Raw genomic sequence first — 18,633 nt, forward strand, 5'->3', positions numbered from 1 at the left:
GTGTCCAGGCGACCGCCAAGGTGCTCGAGAAGGCCGGCATGAAGATCGGCGACCTCGACCTGTTCGAGGTCAACGAGGCCTTCGCGTCCGTCGCACTGTCCTGGGCTCGGGTGCACGGCCCGGACATGGACAAGGTCAACGTCAACGGCGGCGCCCTGGCCCTCGGACACCCCGTGGGCAGCACCGGATCCCGGCTGATCACCACCGCGCTGCACGAGCTCGAGCGGACGGACAAGTCCACCGCGCTGATCACCATGTGCGCCGGCGGCGCGCTGGCCACCGGCACCATCATCGAGCGGATCTGATCCGACGATGAAGCGCCCACCGTTGCTCGATACGAATTTCACCCGCTCCATCATCAAGTGGATGGCGAAGTCGAACGTGATCGCGTACCGGGCCACCGGTGGGCGCATCGGAGGCAAGTGGCGGGTCGGCAGCGCCGCGAAGAGCGGTCTGCCGATCTGCCTGCTCACCACCACCGGCCGCAAGTCCGGCGAGCCGCGGGTGAGCCCGCTGCTGTTCCTGGAAGACGGCGACCGGGTCGTGCTGGTCGCCTCGCAGGGCGGCCAGCCCAAGAATCCGCTGTGGTACCTGAACCTGAAGGCCGACCCCAACGTGAAGGTCCAGATCCGTTCCGACGTGCGCCATCTGGTCGCGAAGGTTGCGGACGATGCCGAGCATGCGGAGCTGTGGCCCAAGCTGGTGGCGATGTACCCCGAGTTCGACGACTACCAGTCCTGGGTCGAGCGGAAGATTCCCGTCGTCGTGTGTGCGTAGCAATCACGCCCCATCTGACAGAGAATGCGTGAGAGAGCCCGCGCCGGCGCCCACACCGCGTCGCGCCCGCTCCGGACGTTGCACACTCGACGGATAGGGAGATTTGTCATGACGGCAGGGCCCCAGGACCAGATCATCGACCGCCGGGAGATTGCCTCGGCGCTGCTGCGCGCACTCGACCTTCGCCACGAGATCCTCGACGCGATCGTCGACAGCGACGACCACGCGGCGGCGGTCAGCACTGTGGCCCAGCTGCTCGGCACCACCGAAACGAACGCGAATGTGGTGCTGGGCCTTCAGCTCGGGCGCCTGACCAAGCTCGAGCGGGACAAGATCCGGGACGAACTCTCGAACCTCGACGCGACCCTCAAATGGCTGCCCGAGCAGCGGCCGTTCAGCACCGGCGAGGGCGTGTCCCTGCGGCCGTTCAGCCAGAGCGACTCGGACGCCGAACTGTTCCGACGTCGCTCCGCCGAGCAGCTCGGCGACGACGGCCAGCCGTGGCCCGCCGACCGGGTGGAAGCCGAGCGGCGCGCGGGCCTGCGCCGAGTCGACGACGAGTCGGCCGCCTGGTTCGTCGCCGAGCGAAAGGCGGGCGACCACGCCGAGTGCGTCGGCCTGGTCTTCGGCGAACTCACCGGCAGCGAGGTCGAACTCGCGGTGTGGGTCGCCCCCGACGCGCGCAAGCAGGGCGTCGGCACCGCGGCGATCAAGCAGTCCCGCTCCGAACTGGCCGCCTTCTTCCCGGGCAGCATCGTCGTCGTCCGCACCCCCGCGTAGGAGCCGAGACCCCGAAGACGCCGCTGGGCGCGTCCGGTATCCCATCGGGATCCGGACGCGCCCAGCGTCGTTGTGCTGCCTACGCGCCGTAGACCGGCGTCGGCACCTCGGCCTTGGCCAGCAGGTCCGCGACGACGGGACCGATCTCCTTGGGGTCCCAGCGGTCACCCTTGTCCTGGCTGGGGCCGTGCCGCCAGCCCTCGGCGACGGTGATCTTGCCGCCCTCGACCTCGAACACCCGGCCGGAGACGTCCTTCGACTCGGCGCTCGCGAGCCAGACCACCAGCGGGGAGATGTTCTCCGGCGCCATCGCGTCGAAGCCCTCCTCCGGTGCGGCCATCGCCTCGGCCATCGCGCCGCCGGCGCCGACGGTCATCCGGGTGCGGGCGGCGGGGGCGATCGCGTTGACCGAGACGCCGTAGTTCTTCAGCTCGGCCGCGGCCTGGATGGTCATCTCCGCGATGCCGGCCTTGGCCGCCGCGTAGTTGCCCTGGCCGATGGAGCCCTGCAGGCCCGCACCCGAACTGGTGTTGATGATCCGCGCGTCCACCGGACGGCCTGCCTTGGACTCCGCGCGCCAGTAGGCGGCGGCGTGGCGCAGCGGGGCGAAGTGGCCCTTGAGGTGCACCCGGGTCACCGAGTCCCACTCCTGCTCGCTCATCCCGACCAGCATGCGGTCGCGCAGGAAGCCGGCGTTGTTGACCAGCACGTCGAGCCCACCGAACGTGTCGATGGCCGTCCTGACGAGGTTCTCCGCGCCCGCCCAGTCCGCGACGTCGTCACCGTTGACGACGGCCTGGCCGCCGGCCGCGATGATCTCCGCGACGACCTGCTCCGCCGGGCTCTCGCCGGTCGTGGAGCCGTCCGCGCCGGCGCCGATGTCGTTGACGACGACCTTCGCACCCTCGGCCGCGAAGGCCAGCGCGTGCGCCCGGCCGATGCCCCGGCCCGCACCCGTCACGATGACGACGCGGCCGTCCACCAATCCACTCACTTGTTCTCCTCTGTGTCTGCCGCCGCCAGGAAGGCGGGGCGCTCGCCGCCGCCGTGGACGGTCAGTGTCGAACCGCTGACGTAGGACGCCAACGGTGATGCCAGGAATGTCGCACAGTTTCCGATGTCCGCGGGCTGCGCCATCCGACCCAGCGGGACTGTCGCGCCGACCGCGGCGAGGCCGTCGGGTCCGCCGTAGTGCAGGTGAGACTGCTCGGTTTCGACCAGTCCGACGACCACCGAGTTGACCCGCACCCGCGGCGCCCACTCCACCGCCAGGCTCGTGGACAGGCTGTCGATGCCGGCCTTCGCGGCGCCGTAGGCCGCGGTGCCGGGCGACGGCCGGGCCCCGCTGACGCTGGAGATGTTGACGATCGACCCGCCCGTCTCCTGGCGCTGCATGACGGCGTTCGCGGTCTGCGCGACGAGCAGCGGCGAGAGCAGGTTCAGCTCCACGATCTTCGAGTGGAAGCGCGGGCTGGCGTCCGCGGCCAGCGCGAAGGGCGCACCGCCCGCGTTGTTGACGACGGTGTCCAGGCGCCCGTGGGTGGCGACGATCGAGTCGATCATCGCCTGCACCTGTTCGGGGTCGCGGACGTCGCAGGCAATGAACTCCGCCGCCCGTCCGTCCACCTCGACCGGCTCGTCGCCGGGCCGTCGCGCGCAGGTCACCACGGTTGCGCCCGCCCCGAGGAAGGCGCGGCTGATACCCGCACCGACCCCTCGCACACCGCCGGTGACCAGCACCACGTTGCCGTCCAGACCTAGATCCACCTGTACCTCCGCTGTCAGGGATTCTCTGCGGGCCGGGGGTGCATCCGTCCCCTCGGGACGAACTCCGGCCTGACCCGCAGGTGTGCTAACTTACCAAGCAATCGCTTGGTTTGGCGACCTACCTAAGGAATCACGATGGGAATCACTTCCAAATCCGACGGGTCCGGCATCACCACGGTCACCGTCGACTACCCGCCTGTGAACGCAATCCCCTCGAAGGGATGGTTCGAACTGGCCGACGCAATCCGCGAAGCCGGCCAGGACATGGACACCCACGTGGTGATCCTTCGAGCCGAGGGCCGCGGCTTCAACGCCGGCGTCGACATCAAGGAGATGCAGGCCACCGAGGGCCACGGCGCCCTGATCGACGCCAACCGCGGCTGCGCGGCCGCCTTCTCCGCGGTCTACGACTGCGAGGTTCCCGTCGTGGTGGCGGTCAACGGTTTCTGCGTCGGCGGCGGCATCGGCCTGGTCGGCAACGCTGACGTCATCGTCGCGTCCGACGATGCGATCTTCGGCCTGCCGGAGGTCGACCGCGGCGCACTCGGTGCGGCCACGCACCTCTCCCGCCTGGTCCCCCAGCACATGATGCGCACGCTGTACTACACGGCCAAGAACGTCGACGCCCAGACCCTCAAGCACTTCGGGTCCGTCTACGACGTCGTCCCGCGCGAAGATCTCGACGCCTGCGCACTGAAGATCGCCGGCGAGATCGCCGCCAAGGACACCCGGGTGATCCGGCGTGCCAAGGAAGCCATCAACCGCATCGACGTGATGGACGTGCACACCAGCTACCGGATCGAGCAGGGCTTCACGTTCGAGCTGAACCTGGCGGGCGTGGCGGACGAGCACCGCGACGAGTTCGTCGCGACGGGCAAGCCGAAGTCGAACAGCACCGCAGCCAAGGAAGAGGGCAAGTAATGGCCGAGAAGCGCAACAAGCGCCGCTCACTGGACGAGGCAGTCGCCGGCATCCAGAGCGGGATGACCGTCGGCATCGGCGGCTGGGGCTCACGGCGCAAGCCGATGGCGCTGGTCCGTGCGCTCCTGCGGAGCGACGTGAAGGACCTGACCGTCGTCGGGTACCTCGGCCCGGACCTCGGCCTGCTGATCTCCGCCGGCAAGGTCAAGCGCGCCTACTACGGCTTCGTGTCCCTGGACTCGGCACCGTTCTACGACCCCTGGTTCGCCCAGGCCCGCGTCGCGGGGACCATCGAGTCCCGCGAGATGGACGAGGGCATGGTCAAGGCCGGCCTGCAGGCCGCCGCCGCGCGCCTGCCGTTCCAGCCGATCCGCGCCGGCCTCGGCTCGGACGTGCAGACCGTCTGGGGCGACGAGCTCAAGACCGTCACGTCCCCGTACCCGGACGCGGACGGCCGCGTCGAGACCGTGCTGGCCATGCCCGCGCTGAACCTCGACGCCGCACTCGTGCACCTGGACCTGGCCGACGACCGCGGCAACGCCGCATACACCGGTGTGGACCCGTACTTCGACGACCTGTTCTGCCTCGCGGCCGAGCAGCGCATCCTCAGCGCGGAGAAGATCGTCTCCACCGAGGAGCTCGTCGCGGCCGTCCCGCGTCAGGCCCTGATCCTGAACCGCGCGATGGTCGACAGCGTGAGCGAGGCCCCCAACGGAGCCCACTTCACCTTCGCCGGCGACTACAAGCGCGACGAGAAGTTCCAGCGCCACTACGCCGAGTCCGCCAAGACCCCCGAGGCGTGGCAGGCATTCGCCGAGACCTACCTTTCCGGCAGCGAAGCCGACTACCAGGCCGCCGTGCGCAAGTTCGCAGAGGAGCAGAAGTCATGACCGAGGTAACCCGCGCGGAGTACTGCGCCATCGCCTGCGCCGACATGTTCGCCGATTCCGGCGAGATCTTTGCCTCCCCGATGGCGACGCTGCCGCTGATCGGCGCCCGCCTGGCGAAGCTCACCACCGAGCCGGACCTGCTCATCACCGACGGCGAGGCCCTGATCCTGGCCGACGCCCCGGCGATCGGCGCCACCGCGCCCATCGAGGGCTACATCCCGTTCTCGAAGGTGTTCGACGTGGTCGCGTCCGGCCGTCGCCACGTGGTGATGGGCGCCAACCAGCTGGACAAGCACGGCAACCAGAACCTCTCCGCGTTCGGCCCGCTGGACAAGCCGACCCGCCAGATGTTCGGCCTGCGCGGCGCGCCCGGCAACTCCATCAACCACGCCACCAGCTACTGGGTGGGCAAGCACTCCACCCGCGTGTTCACCGAGAAGGTCGACGTCGTGTGCGGCGTCGGATACGACAAGGTGGACCCGGAGAACCCGGCGTTCCGCTTCCTGAAGAACTACCAGGTGGTCACGAACCTGGGCGTGTTCGACTACGCGGGCCCCGGCCAGACGATGCGCGCAGTGAGCCTGCACCCCGGCGTCACCGCCGAGGACGTCAAGGCCAACACCTCGTTCGAGGTCGCGGGCCTGGCCGAGGCCGGCGTCACCCGCGAGCCCAGCGAGGAGGAGCTGCGCCTGATTCGCGAGGTCCTGGACCCGCGCAGCCTGCGTGACCGCGAGGTCTCGCTGTGACCGCCCTGCTCAAGACGCCGTTCACCGAACTGGTCGGCATCGAGCACCCGATCGTGCAGACGGGCATGGGCTGGGTCTCCGGCCCGCGCCTGACCGCGGCCACCTGCAACGCCGGCGGCCTCGGCATCCTCGCCTCGGCGACGATGACCTACGAGGAGCTCGAGGTCGCGATCGCGAAGACCAAGCAGCTCACCGACAAGCCGTTCGGCGTCAACATGCGCGCCGACCTCTCGGATGCCTCCCAGCGGTGCGACCTGCTGATCCGCGAGGGCGTCAAGGTCGCCTCGTTCGCGTTGGCGCCCAAGAAGGACCTGATCGCCAAGCTCAAGGACAACGGCATCGTCGTCATCCCGTCGATCGGTGCCGCCAAGCACGCCGTCAAGGTCGCCTCCTGGGGCGCCGACGCGGTGATCGTGCAGGGCGGCGAGGGCGGCGGACACACCGGCGGCGTCGCGACGACGCTGCTGCTGCCGTCCGTGCTCGACGCGGTCGACATCCCGGTCGTCGCCGGCGGCGGCTTCTTCGACGGCCGCGGCCTGGCCGCGGCGCTGTCCTACGGCGCCGCCGGCGTCGCGATGGGCACCCGTTTCCTGCTCACCAGCGATTCGGCGGTGCCGGACTCGGTCAAGCAGGAGTACCTCAAGCGCGGCCTGACGGACACCACGGTGTCCGTGAAGGTCGACGGCATGCCGCACCGGGTGCTCAACACCGACCTGGTCAACAGCCTGGAGAAGTCCAGCTACGCCAAGGGACTGGTCGCGGCGACCAAGAACGCGATGAAGTTCAAGGCCATGACCGGCATGAAGTGGTCGACCCTCGCCAAGGAGGGCATCGGCATGAAGAGGGCCGGCGACAAGACGTTGCAGCAGATCATCATGTCCGCCAACACCCCGATGCTGCTCAAGGCCGGACTGGTCGACGGCAACACCGAGGCGGGCGTGCTGGCGTCCGGCCAGGTAGTCGGCATGATCGACGACCTGCCGAGCTGCCAGGAACTGATCGACCGGATCATGACCGATGCCGTGGCACGGATCGACGCGTTGGGCGCCCTGCGCGTCTGACGCGCCGGTCACCTCGCCGATGGGCGCCGTCACCCGTTCACGCGGGTGCCGGCGCCCTTCCGCCGTCGCGGGGCGCAACCGCCGGGCGTTCAGCCCTGCCGGGCCTCGATCCGGGCCCGGACCTCGGGGCGCCGCAGCGGCGGAACCGTCGGCGGCGGCTGCTTACGGGCCGGCAAGACCCCGAGCAGTCGCGTGGTGGTCGCGGTGACCTCCGCGACGGCCCGCTCGAACGGGTCCCGGGTGGCGTCGGTGACCTTCTGGATCCCGCTCACCTTCCGTACGTACTGCCGCGCCGCCGCCTCGATCTCCTCCCCGGTGGCGGCGGGCTCGAGCCCGCGGAGTTCGGTGATGTTTCGGCACATGCCCCGACGATAGTCCCGGGCGGCGCCGCGTGCGGGTGCCCGCGGATCCGGGCTTCGGCCCCCTCGCCGGGTACCGGCACGCATTGTCCAATGGGGCACAACGACTCCGGTATTGTCCGCCCTTGTGAAGCTTTCGTCAGATCGCCCCGCTGAAGCGAGCGGCCCGGGCCGGCCACGCGACCCGCAGGTGGACCTCGCGGTTCTGCAGGCAACGGTCGATCTGTTGGTCGAGTCCGGATACCAGAAGACCACGATCCAGGCCATTGCACGGCGCGCGCAGGTGAGCGCGCCCGCCATCTACCGCCGCTGGGCGACGCGCGAGATGATCATCGAGGACGCCATCTTCCAGCTGCAGACCGGCGACGTGCCGCCTGCCACCGAGGATCTGCACGCTGACCTGCTCGCCTGGACCCGGCAGTTCCTGGACCGCACCGCCGATCCGGCCGCCCGGTCGGCCATCCCCGGACTGCTCTCGGCCTACCACCACCACGACGGCGTCCACGAGCGTCTGGTGCAGCGCGCCGAACTGCCCATCCGCACCGCTCTCGTCGCGCGGGTGCTCAAGGAAGTGCCGAACCCGGGCCCCGAGGCCGCCGCCACCGCCGAGACCGTCTTCGACCTGCTGGTCTCCGCCACCATGATCCGCGGCGTCTCCCGCGGCTACGAGGACGCCGACGAGTGGTGCCGGCGGATCGCGGACGCGCTGTACGCGCTCATCCGCACGCTGTCCTGACCCACCCGCATACGACTGCAGGGCACCCGCTTCGGCCTGAGCCGAACACGGATGCCCTGCGGTGCAGCGGCGCGGTGGGTCAGCCCAGGCGCTCGATGATGGTGACGTTGGCCGTGCCGCCACCCTCGCAGATGGTCAGCAGGCCGTAGCGGCCGCCGGTGCGCTCGAGCTCGTTGAGCAGGGTGGCCATCAGCTTGGTGCCGGTGGCGCCGAGCGGGTGGCCGAGCGCGATCGCACCGCCGTTGACGTTGACCTTGGCCGGGTCTGCGCCGATCTCCTTGATCCAGGCGAGCACGACGGGCGCGAAGGCCTCGTTGATCTCGATCAGGTCGATGTCGTCGATGGTGAGGCCGGTCTTGGCGAGCGCGTGCTGGGTGGCCGGGATCGGCGCGCTCAGCATGAAGATCGGGTCGTCGCCGCGGGCGCTCATGTGGTGGATCCGCGCGCGGGGCTTGAGGTTGTGCTTGGCGACGGCCTCCTCGGAGGCGAGCAGCAGCGCGCTGGCGCCGTCGGAGATCTGGCTGGCGACGGCCGCCGTGAGGCGTCCGCCCTCGACCAGCACGTTCAGGCCGGCCATCTTCTCGAGGCTGGTCTCACGCGGGCCCTCGTCGGTGGTGAACTCACCGACCGGGACGATCTCCTTCTCGAAGCGCCCCTCGGCGATGGCCGCCTTGGCACGCTCGTGGCTCTGCAGAGCCCAATTCTCGAGGTCCTCGCGGCTGACGTCCCACTTGTCGGCGATCATCTCGGCGCCGCGGAACTGCGACACCTCCTCGTTGCCGTAGCGCTCGGTCCAGCCCTTCGACTCGGCCGTGGGAGTGGTGAAGCCGTACTGCTGGCCGACGATCATTGCGGCGGAGATCGGGATCTGGCTCATGTTCTGCACGCCGCCGGCGATGATGAGGTCGGCGGTGCCGGCCAGGATCGCCTGCGCACCGAACTGGATGGCCTGCTGGCTCGAGCCGCACTGGCGGTCGACGGTGACACCGGGCACGTGCTGCGGCAGGCCCGCGGCCAGCCACGACATGCGCGCGATGTTGCCGGCCTGGCCACCGATCGCGTCGACGCAGCCGAAGATGACGTCGTCGACGTCCGACGGGTCGATGCCGGTGCGCTCGACGACGGCCTTGATGACGTGCGCGCCCAGGTCGATCGGGTGAACGGGAGCCAGGCTGCCGTTCTTCTTGCCGATCGGGGTACGGATGGCGTCGACGATGTATGCCTCGGGCATGGGAAACTCCTACGGTTCGGGTCGAGAGTTAAGAAGCCGGTCGTGACTGGGGGCTGGCGAGCCCGTCGAGCACGATCGCCAGGTACTGCTTGGCCACGGTTTCGGCGGTCATCGGGCCGCCCGGCCGATACCAGCGGACTGCCACCCACACGGTGTCGCGCATGAAGCGGTAGACCAGTTCGACGTCGATGTCGGGACGGAAGCTGCCGTCCTCGATGCCGGACTCGAGCACCGAGACCCACAGGCCGCGGAACTCCCGGTTGCGCTCGGTGATGTAGTCGAACCGCTCGCTGCCGAGGAGGTGCTTGGCCTCGTCCTGGTAGATCGCCACCGCGGCGTGCGACTGGTCGATGGAGTCGAACGACGCGACCACCAGCGCCTCGAGGGTGGCCCGGGCGCCAAGTCCCGCGTCCACGATCGCACGGTATCGGCCGAACAGGTCGTCGAGGAAGTGCTTGAGGATCTCGTCGACCATCGACTCCTTCGAGTCGAAGTGGTGGTAGAGACTGCCGGAGAGGATTCCGGCGGCATCGGCGATGTCGCGGACGGTCGTCGCGCGCATCCCACGTTCGGCGAACAGCGAGGCCGCCAGCTCGAGCAGCTCGGCTCTACGGCCGGACTTGCTGGCAGGCTCTTCGGCGGCACGGGGCGGAGGGGTCACCACTACATCGTAGCAACCAAGCGCTTGTTAGGGTATCGGCATGTCTGAAAACTCCACATGCGCCGTCGTGACCGGCGGCTCGGGCGGGATCGGGGTCGAGATCAGCAGGCTCCTGGCCGCGCGCGGACTGCCGGTTGCCATGACCTACCACTCCAACGCCGACCGCGCCGCCGCCCTGGTCGAGGAGATCACCGCGGCGGGCGGGCGGGCCCACGCCGCCCGCGTCGACCTGGCCGACACCGACCGGGTCGCGACCTGGGCCCAGCAGCTCTGCACCGAGTTCGGCGAGCCGTCGGTGCTGGTGCACGCGGCCGGGCCACACATCCCGATGGTGCACCTGTCGAAGGTCTCCCCCGCCACCTACTCCGAGCACCTGGGCGCCGAGGCAACCGCCTTCTTCGCGCTGGTGCACGCGTTCCTGCCGGCCCTGCGCCGCACCGCGGGCTCGGTGGTCGCGGTGACGACGGCGGCCACCGACCGGTACCCGGTCCGCGACGGCCTGTCCGCGGGCACCAAGGGCGCGGTCGAGGCGCTGGTGCGCGGCTTCGCCGCCGAGGAGGGCCGGTTCGGCGTGCGCTTCAACGCCGTCGGCCCCGGCATGCTCACCGACGGGATGGCCGAGCGACTGATGGGCGGCGGCGACCTCGACGAGCGCGCCCAGGCCGCCGCAATGAGCCGTATCCCGTTGGGCCGCTACGGTTCCGCCGCCGACATCGCCGAGGCCGTCTGCTTCCTGGCGAGCGACAAGGCCGGTTTCGTCACCGGCCAGAAGCTGAACGTCGACGGCGGCTACACGGTCTAGGCGGCCTCGCCACCCCACCTCCCCCGAACGACCGAATGCGACATTCGTTCAGTTGAACTGAACGAATGTCGCATTCGGTCGATGTCGGGGCGCCGAGGACGCCCGCCTGACGCCTAGGCGCGCTGGCTGGAGATGGAGACGATCTCGCCGGTGAGGTAGGTGGTGTAGTCACTGGCCAGCATCGCGATGGTCGCGGCGATCTCCCACACCTCTGCGGCGCGGCCGAAGGCCTCGCCCTCGGCCAGCTTGTCGAGCAGCTCCTCGCTGGTGACCTTCGCCAGGAAGGCGTGCCGGGCGATGGACGGCGCGACGGCGTTGATGCGGACGCCGTACTCGGCGGCCTCGATCGCGCTGCAGCGGGTCAGCGCCATGACGCCGGCCTTGGCCGCGGCGTAGTGCGCCTGCGAGTGCTGCGCGCGCCAGCCGAGCACCGACGCGTTGTTCACCAGGACGCCGTTGTGCTCGACGCTCTTGAAGTAGCGCAGCGCCGCGCGGGTGGCGCGGAAGGTGCTGGTGAGGGTGATGTCGAGGACGCGGTCCCACTGCTCGTCGGTCATGTCGACGACCGGGGTCTCGCCGCCGAGGCCGGCGTTGTTGACCAGGACGTCGATCCGGCCCAGCTGCTCGGCGGCAGAGGCGATCAGCGCGTCGACCTGCTCGGTGCTCGAGACGTCGCAGACGAACGAGGTGACCTGCTGGCCCGGGAACTCGGCGGCGAGCTTGTCGACGGTCTCGCCGAGGCGACGCTCGTGGAAGTCCGAGACCAGGACGTCGGCGCCCTCGAGCAGTGCGCGGCGGGCGGTGGCGAAGCCGATCCCGGTGCCCGCGGCCGCCGTCACGACGACCTTCTTGCCCTTGAGCAGGTTGTGGCCCTCGATCTCGACGGGTGCGGTGGCCAGGGGGGACTTGAACGACGCGGTCACGGGCGAGCCTCTCGGGGAAGTCCGAGCACGCGCTCGGCAATGATGTTTCGTTGGATTTCGTTGGAGCCGCCGTAGATGGTGTCGGCGCGGCTGAACAGGAACAGACGCTGCTGGTCGCTGAGGTCGGCATCCTCGCCGAACGCACCGTCGCCCGCGAGCAGTGACGACGCCCCGGCGACCTCCATCGCCAGTTCGCCGAGTCCGCGGTGCCAGTTGGCCCAGAGCAGCTTCGCCACGGAGGCCTCGCCGCCGTTGCCGGTGGCGTCGACCGAGGACAGCGTGCGCATGGCGTGCGCCCGCATCACCTGCAGGGCCACCCAGGCGCGGGTGAGCTTGTCCTTGATGACGGGGTCGGACGCGGCGCCGTTGCGCTCGGCGAGCTCGACGATCTCGGACAGTTCGCGGGCGAAGCCCACCTGCTGGCCGAGGGTGGAGATGCCACGCTCGAAGGTGAGCGTGCCCATCGCGACCGACCAGCCCTGGCCGACCTCGCCGACCACCAGGTCGGCGTCGGTGCGGGCGTCGTCGAAGAACACCTCGTTGAACTCGGAGGTACCGGTGAGCTGGACGATCGGGCGGACCTCGATGCCCGGCTGGTCCATCGGCACCAGCAGGTAGGACAGGCCCTTGTGGCGCTGCGAGCCCGGCTCGGTGCGCGCGACGACGAAGCACCACTGCGACAGGTGCGCCAGCGACGTCCACACCTTCTGGCCGTTGATCCGCCACTGGTCGCCGTCCAGGCGCGCCGAGGTGGTGACGGCGGCGAGGTCGGAGCCGGCGCCGGGCTCCGAGTAGCCCTGGCACCACAGCTCGCTGACGTTGTTGATGCCGGGCAGGAAGCGGCGCTTCTGCTCCTCCGTGCCGAACGCGATCAGCGTCGGGCCGAGCAGCTCCTCGCCCAGGTGGCTCACCCGCGCGGGCGCCCCGGACCGGGCGTACTCCTCGTGGAAGATGACCTGCTGGCTCAGCGTGGCCTCTTTGCCGCCGTACTCCTTGGGCCAGCCGAGGCAGGTCCACCCGGCGGCCGCGAGATGGCGGTCCCAGGCAAGTCTCTCCTCGAAGGCCTCGTGCTCACGGCCGGGTCCACCCTTGCCGCGCAGCGCGGCAAACTCGCCGGTGAGGTTGTCGGCCAGCCACTCGCGAACGGTGGCGGCGAACTGGTCGTCGTCTTTGGCTGTGTCCAGCCCCTGGCTTACATCCACACCGGTAGAGTAACCTACCAAGCACTTGCTTTGTAGAGGAGTCCGAGGAGTCCAGTGACCAGTGAAGTGAATACGACCCCCGCGGCGCTCGCGCGGGCCGCACGCGAGTTCGGTGACGCCGAGGCCATTGCCGACGGCGAGGTCCGGATCAGCTATGCGGACCTCCTCGACCGCGTCCGCACCACCGCCCGTGCGCTGATTGCCCGCGGCATCGAGCCCGGCGACCGCATCGCGGTGTGGGCCCCGAACACCTATCACTGGGTGGTCGCGGCGCTCGGCGCCCAGTACGCCGGCGCGGTGATCGTCCCGATCAACACCCGGTACACCGGCAGCGAGGCGCTCGACCTGGTGATCCGCACCCAGGCCAAGGCCCTGTTCGTCGTCGGGCCGTTCCTCAAGGCCGACCGCTACGCCGACCTGGTCCGGGCGGCCGCGCCGGGCGACCTCGACCACCTGCACACGGTGGTCCGGATCCCGTTCGACGACGCGCCGTCCGCCGACGGGATGATCGAGTGGACCGCCCTCGACGCGCTGGCCGAGTCGGTCGCCCCCGAGCGGGCCGACGCCCGCGCGCAGGCGGTGGGCCCGGACGACCTCGCGGACATCCTGTTCACGTCCGGCACCACCGGCAAGAGCAAGGGCGTGATGACCGCGCACCGGCAGACGATCGGCGTGGCGCGGGACTGGGCCGCCTGCGCGGAGGTCACCTCCGCCGACCGCTACCTGATCATCAACCCGTTCTTCCACACCTTCGGCTACAAGGCCGGGTTCCTGGTGTGCCTGCTGCACGGTGCCACCATCGTGCCGATGGCCCTGTTCGACGTGCCCACCGTGATGGCGACCATCGCGGCCGAGCGGATTTCGATCGTGCCCGGCGCGCCGACCATCCACCAGTCGATCCTCGACCTGCCGACCCGCGACGACTACGACCTGTCGAGCCTGCGGATCGCCATCACCGGCGCCGCCGCGGTCCCGGTCACCCTCGTCGAGCGCCTGCAGTCCGAGCTCAGCTACAAGGCCGTGCTCACCGCGTACGGGCAGACAGAGGCCGTCGTGGCCACCATGTGCCGCACCGACGACGACCCGGTCACCGTCTCGACCAGCTCCGGCCGCGCGGTACCCGGGATGGAGGTCCGGATCGGCGAGCAGGGCGAGATCCTGGTCCGCGGCGAGAACGTGATGCTCGGTTACCTCGACGACCCCGAGGCCACCGCGAAGACCATCGACGCCGACGGCTGGCTGCACACCGGCGACGTCGGCACCCTCGACGACCGCGGGTACCTCGACATCACCGACCGGCTCAAGGACATGTACATCTCGGGCGGGTTCAACGTCTATCCCGCCGAGATCGAGAACACGCTGGCCCGGATCGACGCCCTCGCGGAGTCCGCCGTGATCGGCATCCCCGACGAGCGGATGGGCGAGGTCGGGCGCGCATACGTCGTGGCCAAGCCCGGACACACCCTCGACGAGGCGGAGGTGCTGGCCTTCTGCAAGGAGCACCTCGCGAACTTCAAGGTCCCGCGCAACGTCAAGATCGTGAACTCGTTGCCGCGCAACCCCTCCGGCAAGGTACTCAAGAACGACCTGCGCGAGGGCAAGGCATGACCACACCCGACGCGGGCACCCCGGTCCCCGACGAGGGCGAGGTCGTCACCTACGAGGTCCGCGGCAAGGTCGCGGTTGTCACGATGAACCGGCCGAAGTTCCGCAACGCGCAGAACTCCGTGATGACCTATGCCCTCGACGCCGCCTTCCAGCGCGCCGTCGAGGACCCCGAGGTGAGCGCGATCGTGTTGGCCGGCAACGGCGAGCACTTCAGCGCCGGGCACGACATCGGCACCGTCGGCCGCGACCACCACGTGTCCTACGACAACAAGGCCGTCATGTGGTGGGACCACGTCGACCGCGAGGGCGGCGACCAGCGGTTCGCCCGCGAGATGGAGGTCTACCTCGGGATGTGCCGGCGGTGGCGCGAGCTGCCGAAGCCGACCATCGCCATGGTGCAGGGCGCCTGCATCGCGGGCGGGCTGATGCTGTCCTGGGTGTGCGACCTCATCGTCGCCTCCGACGACGCATTCTTCGCGGACCCCGTTGTCCGGATGGGTATTCCGGGCGTCGAGTACTTCGCGCACCCATGGGTGCTCGGGGTGCGCGGGGCCAAGGAGATCCTGTTCACCGGCGACCGCTTCACCGCGCAGCGCGCCTACGAGTGGGGCATGGTCAGCCGGGTGGTGCCGCGGGAGGACCTCGAGTCGACCGCGATGGACCTGGCCGACCGGATCGCGACCATGCCGCAGTTCGGACTCGCACTGACCAAGAAGGCCGTCAACCAGTGCGAGGACCTGATGGGCGTGCGGGCCGGCATGGACTCGGTGTTCGGTCTGCACCACTTCGCGCACGCACACAACGCCGAAATCGGCAAAGGGCCTCTGGGCGGCATGGACGCCACAGCAATGAAGCGCGGCGCAGCCGCGGCGATGAAGAAGGCTGGAGAAGAATAGTGGATCTCGAATTCGACGACGCCACAGTCGCATTCCGCGACGAGGTGCGCACGTTCCTCAAGGAGAACATCCCCGCGACGCCGCTGCCGCACATGGACACGGCCGAGGGCTTCGAGGCGCACCGGCAGTGGGAAGCCACCCTCGCCGACGCCCGCCTGTCGGTGGTGTCCTGGCCGGCCGAGTACGGCGGCCGCGACGCCACGCTCGAGCAGTGGGTCATCTTCGAGGAGGAGTACTACCGCTCCGGTGCACCCGGACGGGTGAGCCAGAACGGCATCTTCCTGTTGGCCCCCACGCTCTTCGAGCATGCCAAGCCCGAGCAGCTGGCGCGGATCATGCCGCGGATGGCCCGCGCCGACGACATCTGGGCGCAGGCCTGGTCCGAGCCCGAGTCCGGCTCCGACCTCGCCAGCCTGCGCGCCACCGCCACCAAGGTCGACGGCGGCTGGCTGCTCAACGGCCAGAAGACCTGGAGCTCGCGTGCCGCCTTCGCGGACTGGGGATTCGGTCTGTTCCGCTCCGATCCGGAGGCCCAGCGGCACAAGGGCATCACGTACTACATGTTCGACCTGCGGTCGAAGGGCGTCACCGTGCGTCCGATCGACCAGCTGGACGGCCTGCCCGGCTTCGCCGAGGTGTTCCTCGAGGACGTCTTCGTGCCCGACGACCCGGCCAACCCCGCCGAGTCCGGCGTGATCGGCGCCGTCAACGAGGGCTGGCGCGTCGCGATGAGCACGGCCAGCAACGAGCGGGGCCTCTCCCTGCGCAGCCCGGGCCGCTTCCTCGCCGCCACCGACCGTCTCCTCGCGCTGTGGAAGCGCAACGGCGACCCCACGGACACCGCGCTGCGCAACCGCGTTGCCGATGCCTGGATCGGTGCCCGCGCATACGAGCTGAGCACCTGGGGCACCGTGACCCGGCTCGCCGACGGCGGCCAGCTCGGCGCGGAGTCCTCGATCAACAAGGTGTTCTGGTCCGAGTGGGACGTTGCGACCCACGAGACCGCGCTGGACCTGCTGGGCCCGGAGTCGGAACTGCTCGACTCGTGGATGGACGGCTACCTGTTCTCCCTCTCCGGACCGATCTACGCCGGCACCAACGAGATCCAGAAGAACGTCATCGCTGAGCGCCTGCTCGGCCTACCGAAGGCAGACCGTTGAGATTCGCACTCGATTCCTCGCACACCGATTTCGCGGCGAGCATCGACTCGCTGCTGACCAAGTCCGACCTGCCGGCCGTCATCCGGTCCTGGAACGCCGGTGACACCGCGCCCGGCCTGAAGGTCTGGCAGCGGCTCGCCGAGACCGGCCTCAATGCGCTGACCATCCCGGAGGAGCACGACGGCATCGGCGCCGACGCCATCGACCTGGTGGTCGCCGTCGAGCAGCTGGGCAGGCACGCGGTGCCCGGCCCGGTCGCCGAGACGCTCGCCGTCGCCCCGGCACTGCTGGCCGGCGTTGCGCCCGAGCGGCTCTCGGCCCTCGCCGAGGGTGCGCTGGCCACCGTCGCCGCCCCGCCGCGGGTGCCGTTCGCGGTGGACGCGAACGTCGCCGACCTCGTGCTGCTGGTCGAGGGCGAGACCGTCTCCCTCGCCGCCGCCGGCGAGTCGAAGGTGTCCGTCGACCAGGCCCGCAAGCTGTACACCGTCACGGCCACCGAGTCGCTGGGCAGCACAGACACCGAGCACGCCTTCGACCTGGGCGCGCTGGCGACCGCCGCGCAGCTGCTCGGCCTCGGCTCGACCATGCTCGAGATCACCACCGAGTACGCCAAGGCCCGCAAGCAGTTCGGCAAGGCGATCGGCAGCCAGCAGTCCATCAAGCACCACCTCGCCGGTGTCGCGGTGAAGCTGGAGATGGCCCGGCCGCTGCTGCTCGGCGCCGCAATGGCGGTACGCGACGGCTCCCCCGACGCCCGTCGGGACGTCGCCGCCGCGAAGGTCGCCTGCGGTGACGCGGCGTACCACGCCTCCCGGATCGCCCTGCAGGTGCACGGCGCGATCGGCTACACCCAGGAACACGACCTGTCGTTGTGGCTGACCAAGACCCGGGCCCTGCTCACCACCTGGGGCACCCCGTCTCTGCACCGCGCTCGTGTGATGGACGCGCTGTGAGCGCCGTCGCGGCCGTCGGTGCGTTCACCGACGAGCAGCTCGAGCTGCGAAAGACGGTCAAGGCACTGCTGGCCAAGCACGCCGACCCCGGCGCGGTGCGCCGGGCGACGGAGTCCGAGAACGGCTACGACGCCGCGCTCTGGGACCTGCTGTGCCAGCAGGTCGGGGTCGCCGCGCTGGCGATCCCCGAGGAGTTCGGCGGCATCGGTGCGAGCGCGGTCGAGTCCCACCTGGTGCTCGAGGAGCTCGGCCGCACCCTGGCCCCGACCCCGATGCTCGGCTCGGTCGTCCTTGCCGCACAGGCGATCCTGGCCAGCGGTGACACCGACGCCTGCGAGCGGCTGCTGCCCGGCATCGCCGAGGGAACCTCCGTCGCGGCGCTGTGCTGGACCGACGAGTCGGGCTCCTGGGACACCACCGGGGCCGGCGTCACCGCGACGGCGTCCGGTGCGGGTTTCGAGCTCACCGGCAGCAGCCACTTCGTGCTCGACGGCTCCTACGCGGACGTGCTCGTCGTCGCGGCCACCGTCGACGGCGCGGTCGCGCTCTTCGAGGTGGACCCGGCACAGGACGCGGTGAGCCGCCGCCGGGTACCGACGATGGACACCACCCGCACCCTCGCCGTGGTCGAGTTCGCCGGGGCCGCCGCGCGCCTGCTCACCGCCGACGGCGCGCACGCCCTCGAGCGGGTCCGTGAGATCGCCTGCGTCGCACTGTCCGCCGAGCAGGTGGGCGCCGCCGCACAGTCGCTCGAGCTCACCGTCGAGTACACCAAGTCACGGGTGCAGTTCGGCCGGCCGATCGGCAGCTTCCAGGCCCTCAAGCACCGCATGGCCGACCTGTACTTCCAGGTCGAGACGGCCCGGTCCGCGTCCTACGGCGCGGTGCGCTCGCTCGCCGACGGGGCGCCGAGCACCGGCGCCGACGCGGCCGTCGCCAAGGTGTACTGCTCGGAGGCCCTGCAGGCGGTGGCCGCGGACAGCATCCAGTTGCACGGCGGCATCGCGATCACCTGGGAGCACGACGCACAGATGTACTTCAAGCGCGCGCACGGCAGCGCCCAGCTCTTCGGGCAGCCGCGCACCTACCTGAAGCAGATGCAGTCGGCCGCAGGCCTGCCCGCCTGATCCCGGTCCGCTGAACGCAGAAGGCCGGCCCGG

20 protein-coding genes and 1 pseudogene are annotated in these 18,633 nt (G+C 70.1%); 14 read left to right on the top strand and 7 right to left on the bottom strand.

Annotated elements, in window-relative coordinates:
* From AC1DU4_RS23930 to AC1DU4_RS23940, 3 genes and pseudogenes are all read left to right on the top strand, one after another.
* Positions 1-305 (top strand): annotated as a pseudogene (locus AC1DU4_RS23930) (steroid 3-ketoacyl-CoA thiolase); the annotation flags it as partial.
* 7 nt (positions 306-312) lie between these two features.
* Entirely contained in the window at positions 313-777 is a 465-nt protein-coding gene (locus tag AC1DU4_RS23935) for a nitroreductase family deazaflavin-dependent oxidoreductase (protein WP_072843152.1), read from the top strand.
* A 108-nt stretch (positions 778-885) separates the two neighbouring features.
* Entirely contained in the window at positions 886-1,557 is a 672-nt protein-coding gene (locus AC1DU4_RS23940) for a GNAT family N-acetyltransferase (protein ID WP_072843153.1), read from the top strand.
* 79 nt (positions 1,558-1,636) lie between these two features.
* On the opposite strand, the gene AC1DU4_RS23945 is transcribed toward AC1DU4_RS23940, so the two are convergent.
* Both AC1DU4_RS23945 and AC1DU4_RS23950 read right to left on the bottom strand, forming a co-directional pair.
* On the bottom strand, positions 1,637-2,551 hold the full coding sequence (locus tag AC1DU4_RS23945) for an SDR family oxidoreductase (RefSeq protein WP_477844131.1): 915 nt from the start codon (positions 2,549-2,551) through the stop codon (positions 1,637-1,639).
* On the bottom strand, positions 2,548-3,324 hold the full coding sequence (locus tag AC1DU4_RS23950) for an SDR family oxidoreductase (RefSeq protein ID WP_477844133.1): 777 nt from the start codon (positions 3,322-3,324) through the stop codon (positions 2,548-2,550). Before AC1DU4_RS23950 ends, AC1DU4_RS23945 begins: the two co-directional genes overlap by 4 nt.
* Before the next feature lie 135 nt (positions 3,325-3,459).
* Between AC1DU4_RS23950 and echA20 the strand changes: the two genes are divergently transcribed.
* Genes echA20 through AC1DU4_RS23970 form a run of 4 tightly spaced genes read left to right on the top strand, consistent with a single transcriptional unit; the run spans position 3,460 to position 6,942 of the window.
* The gene (gene echA20, locus AC1DU4_RS23955; RefSeq protein WP_477844135.1) at positions 3,460-4,245 is read left to right on the top strand and encodes a (7aS)-7a-methyl-1,5-dioxo-2,3,5,6,7,7a-hexahydro-1H-indene-carboxyl-CoA hydrolase; all 786 of its coding nucleotides are present in this window, start codon (positions 3,460-3,462) and stop codon (positions 4,243-4,245) included.
* Positions 4,245-5,135, top strand: coding sequence for a CoA transferase subunit A (locus tag AC1DU4_RS23960; protein WP_477844137.1), 891 nt, complete (start codon positions 4,245-4,247; stop codon positions 5,133-5,135). Before echA20 ends, AC1DU4_RS23960 begins: the two co-directional genes overlap by 1 nt.
* Positions 5,132-5,881: a CoA-transferase subunit beta gene (locus AC1DU4_RS23965; protein WP_477844139.1), complete on the top strand. Its 750-nt coding sequence runs from the start codon at positions 5,132-5,134 to the stop codon at positions 5,879-5,881. Before AC1DU4_RS23960 ends, AC1DU4_RS23965 begins: the two co-directional genes overlap by 4 nt.
* Positions 5,878-6,942 (top strand): NAD(P)H-dependent flavin oxidoreductase, encoded by a 1,065-nt coding sequence (locus AC1DU4_RS23970; RefSeq protein ID WP_477844141.1) that lies wholly within the window; start codon positions 5,878-5,880, stop codon positions 6,940-6,942. Before AC1DU4_RS23965 ends, AC1DU4_RS23970 begins: the two co-directional genes overlap by 4 nt.
* A gap of 89 nt (positions 6,943-7,031) precedes the next feature.
* Here the strand turns inward: AC1DU4_RS23970 and AC1DU4_RS23975 are convergent, their stop codons facing one another.
* The gene (locus tag AC1DU4_RS23975) at positions 7,032-7,304 is read right to left on the bottom strand and encodes a DUF2277 domain-containing protein (protein WP_477844142.1); all 273 of its coding nucleotides are present in this window, start codon (positions 7,302-7,304) and stop codon (positions 7,032-7,034) included.
* Positions 7,305-7,491: 187 nt separating this feature from the next.
* On the opposite strand from AC1DU4_RS23975, the gene AC1DU4_RS23980 reads away from it, so the two are divergent.
* Entirely contained in the window at positions 7,492-8,037 is a 546-nt protein-coding gene (locus AC1DU4_RS23980; RefSeq protein ID WP_477844144.1) for a TetR/AcrR family transcriptional regulator, read from the top strand.
* A 79-nt stretch (positions 8,038-8,116) separates the two neighbouring features.
* Here the strand turns inward: AC1DU4_RS23980 and AC1DU4_RS23985 are convergent, their stop codons facing one another.
* Positions 8,117-9,268, bottom strand: a complete 1,152-nt coding sequence (locus AC1DU4_RS23985; protein WP_477844146.1) for an acetyl-CoA C-acetyltransferase — start codon at positions 9,266-9,268, stop codon at positions 8,117-8,119.
* Positions 9,269-9,296: 28 nt separating this feature from the next.
* On the bottom strand, positions 9,297-9,929 hold the full coding sequence (locus AC1DU4_RS23990) for a TetR/AcrR family transcriptional regulator (protein ID WP_072843246.1): 633 nt from the start codon (positions 9,927-9,929) through the stop codon (positions 9,297-9,299).
* Between the two features lie 40 nt (positions 9,930-9,969).
* On the opposite strand from AC1DU4_RS23990, the gene AC1DU4_RS23995 reads away from it, so the two are divergent.
* Complete coding sequence (locus AC1DU4_RS23995) at positions 9,970-10,731, top strand: SDR family NAD(P)-dependent oxidoreductase (protein WP_477844148.1); 762 nt, start codon at positions 9,970-9,972, stop codon at positions 10,729-10,731.
* 113 nt (positions 10,732-10,844) lie between these two features.
* On the opposite strand, the gene AC1DU4_RS24000 is transcribed toward AC1DU4_RS23995, so the two are convergent.
* Both AC1DU4_RS24000 and AC1DU4_RS24005 read right to left on the bottom strand, forming a co-directional pair.
* Positions 10,845-11,654: an SDR family oxidoreductase gene (locus AC1DU4_RS24000; protein ID WP_477844150.1), complete on the bottom strand. Its 810-nt coding sequence runs from the start codon at positions 11,652-11,654 to the stop codon at positions 10,845-10,847.
* Positions 11,651-12,856, bottom strand: coding sequence for an acyl-CoA dehydrogenase family protein (locus AC1DU4_RS24005; protein WP_477844152.1), 1,206 nt, complete (start codon positions 12,854-12,856; stop codon positions 11,651-11,653). The genes AC1DU4_RS24000 and AC1DU4_RS24005 overlap by 4 nt, the downstream gene beginning before the upstream one ends.
* Before the next feature lie 54 nt (positions 12,857-12,910).
* Here AC1DU4_RS24005 and AC1DU4_RS24010 point away from each other — a divergent pair, with 54 nt between their 5' ends.
* From AC1DU4_RS24010 to AC1DU4_RS24030, 5 genes are read left to right on the top strand one after another with little or no spacing between them, the layout of a single operon-like run.
* Positions 12,911-14,464, top strand: a complete 1,554-nt coding sequence (locus tag AC1DU4_RS24010) for a FadD3 family acyl-CoA ligase (RefSeq protein ID WP_477844154.1) — start codon at positions 12,911-12,913, stop codon at positions 14,462-14,464.
* Entirely contained in the window at positions 14,461-15,360 is a 900-nt protein-coding gene (locus AC1DU4_RS24015) for an enoyl-CoA hydratase (protein WP_477844156.1), read from the top strand. Before AC1DU4_RS24010 ends, AC1DU4_RS24015 begins: the two co-directional genes overlap by 4 nt.
* Positions 15,360-16,520 (top strand): acyl-CoA dehydrogenase family protein, encoded by a 1,161-nt coding sequence (locus AC1DU4_RS24020; protein WP_477844158.1) that lies wholly within the window; start codon positions 15,360-15,362, stop codon positions 16,518-16,520. Before AC1DU4_RS24015 ends, AC1DU4_RS24020 begins: the two co-directional genes overlap by 1 nt.
* Positions 16,517-17,473 carry an acyl-CoA dehydrogenase family protein gene (locus tag AC1DU4_RS24025; RefSeq protein ID WP_477844160.1) on the top strand — a complete coding sequence of 319 codons (957 nt, stop codon included), beginning with the start codon at positions 16,517-16,519 and terminating at the stop codon, positions 17,471-17,473. The genes AC1DU4_RS24020 and AC1DU4_RS24025 overlap by 4 nt, the downstream gene beginning before the upstream one ends.
* The gene (locus AC1DU4_RS24030) at positions 17,470-18,600 is read left to right on the top strand and encodes an acyl-CoA dehydrogenase family protein (protein WP_477844162.1); all 1,131 of its coding nucleotides are present in this window, start codon (positions 17,470-17,472) and stop codon (positions 18,598-18,600) included. The genes AC1DU4_RS24025 and AC1DU4_RS24030 overlap by 4 nt, the downstream gene beginning before the upstream one ends.
* The last annotated feature ends 33 nt before the right edge of the window (positions 18,601-18,633 follow it).

This window comes from Rhodococcus sp. P4_F5 (assembly GCF_056401315.1).

Bases quoted from the DNA above. Each gene is read 5' to 3' on its own strand.
- AC1DU4_RS23975 (WP_477844142.1), bottom strand. From the start codon at position 7,304: ATGTGCCGAAACATCACCGAACTCCGCGGGCTCGAGCCCGCCGCCACC.
- AC1DU4_RS23985 (WP_477844146.1), bottom strand. From the start codon at position 9,268: ATGCCCGAGGCATACATCGTCGACGCCATCCGTACCCCGATCGGCAAG.
- AC1DU4_RS23965 (WP_477844139.1), top strand. From the start codon at position 5,132: ATGACCGAGGTAACCCGCGCGGAGTACTGCGCCATCGCCTGCGCCGAC.
- echA20 (WP_477844135.1), top strand. From the start codon at position 3,460: ATGGGAATCACTTCCAAATCCGACGGGTCCGGCATCACCACGGTCACC.
- AC1DU4_RS23995 (WP_477844148.1), top strand. From the start codon at position 9,970: ATGTCTGAAAACTCCACATGCGCCGTCGTGACCGGCGGCTCGGGCGGG.
- AC1DU4_RS23935 (WP_072843152.1), top strand. From the start codon at position 313: ATGAAGCGCCCACCGTTGCTCGATACGAATTTCACCCGCTCCATCATC.
- AC1DU4_RS23960 (WP_477844137.1), top strand. From the start codon at position 4,245: ATGGCCGAGAAGCGCAACAAGCGCCGCTCACTGGACGAGGCAGTCGCC.
- AC1DU4_RS24015 (WP_477844156.1), top strand. From the start codon at position 14,461: ATGACCACACCCGACGCGGGCACCCCGGTCCCCGACGAGGGCGAGGTC.
- AC1DU4_RS23940 (WP_072843153.1), top strand. From the start codon at position 886: ATGACGGCAGGGCCCCAGGACCAGATCATCGACCGCCGGGAGATTGCC.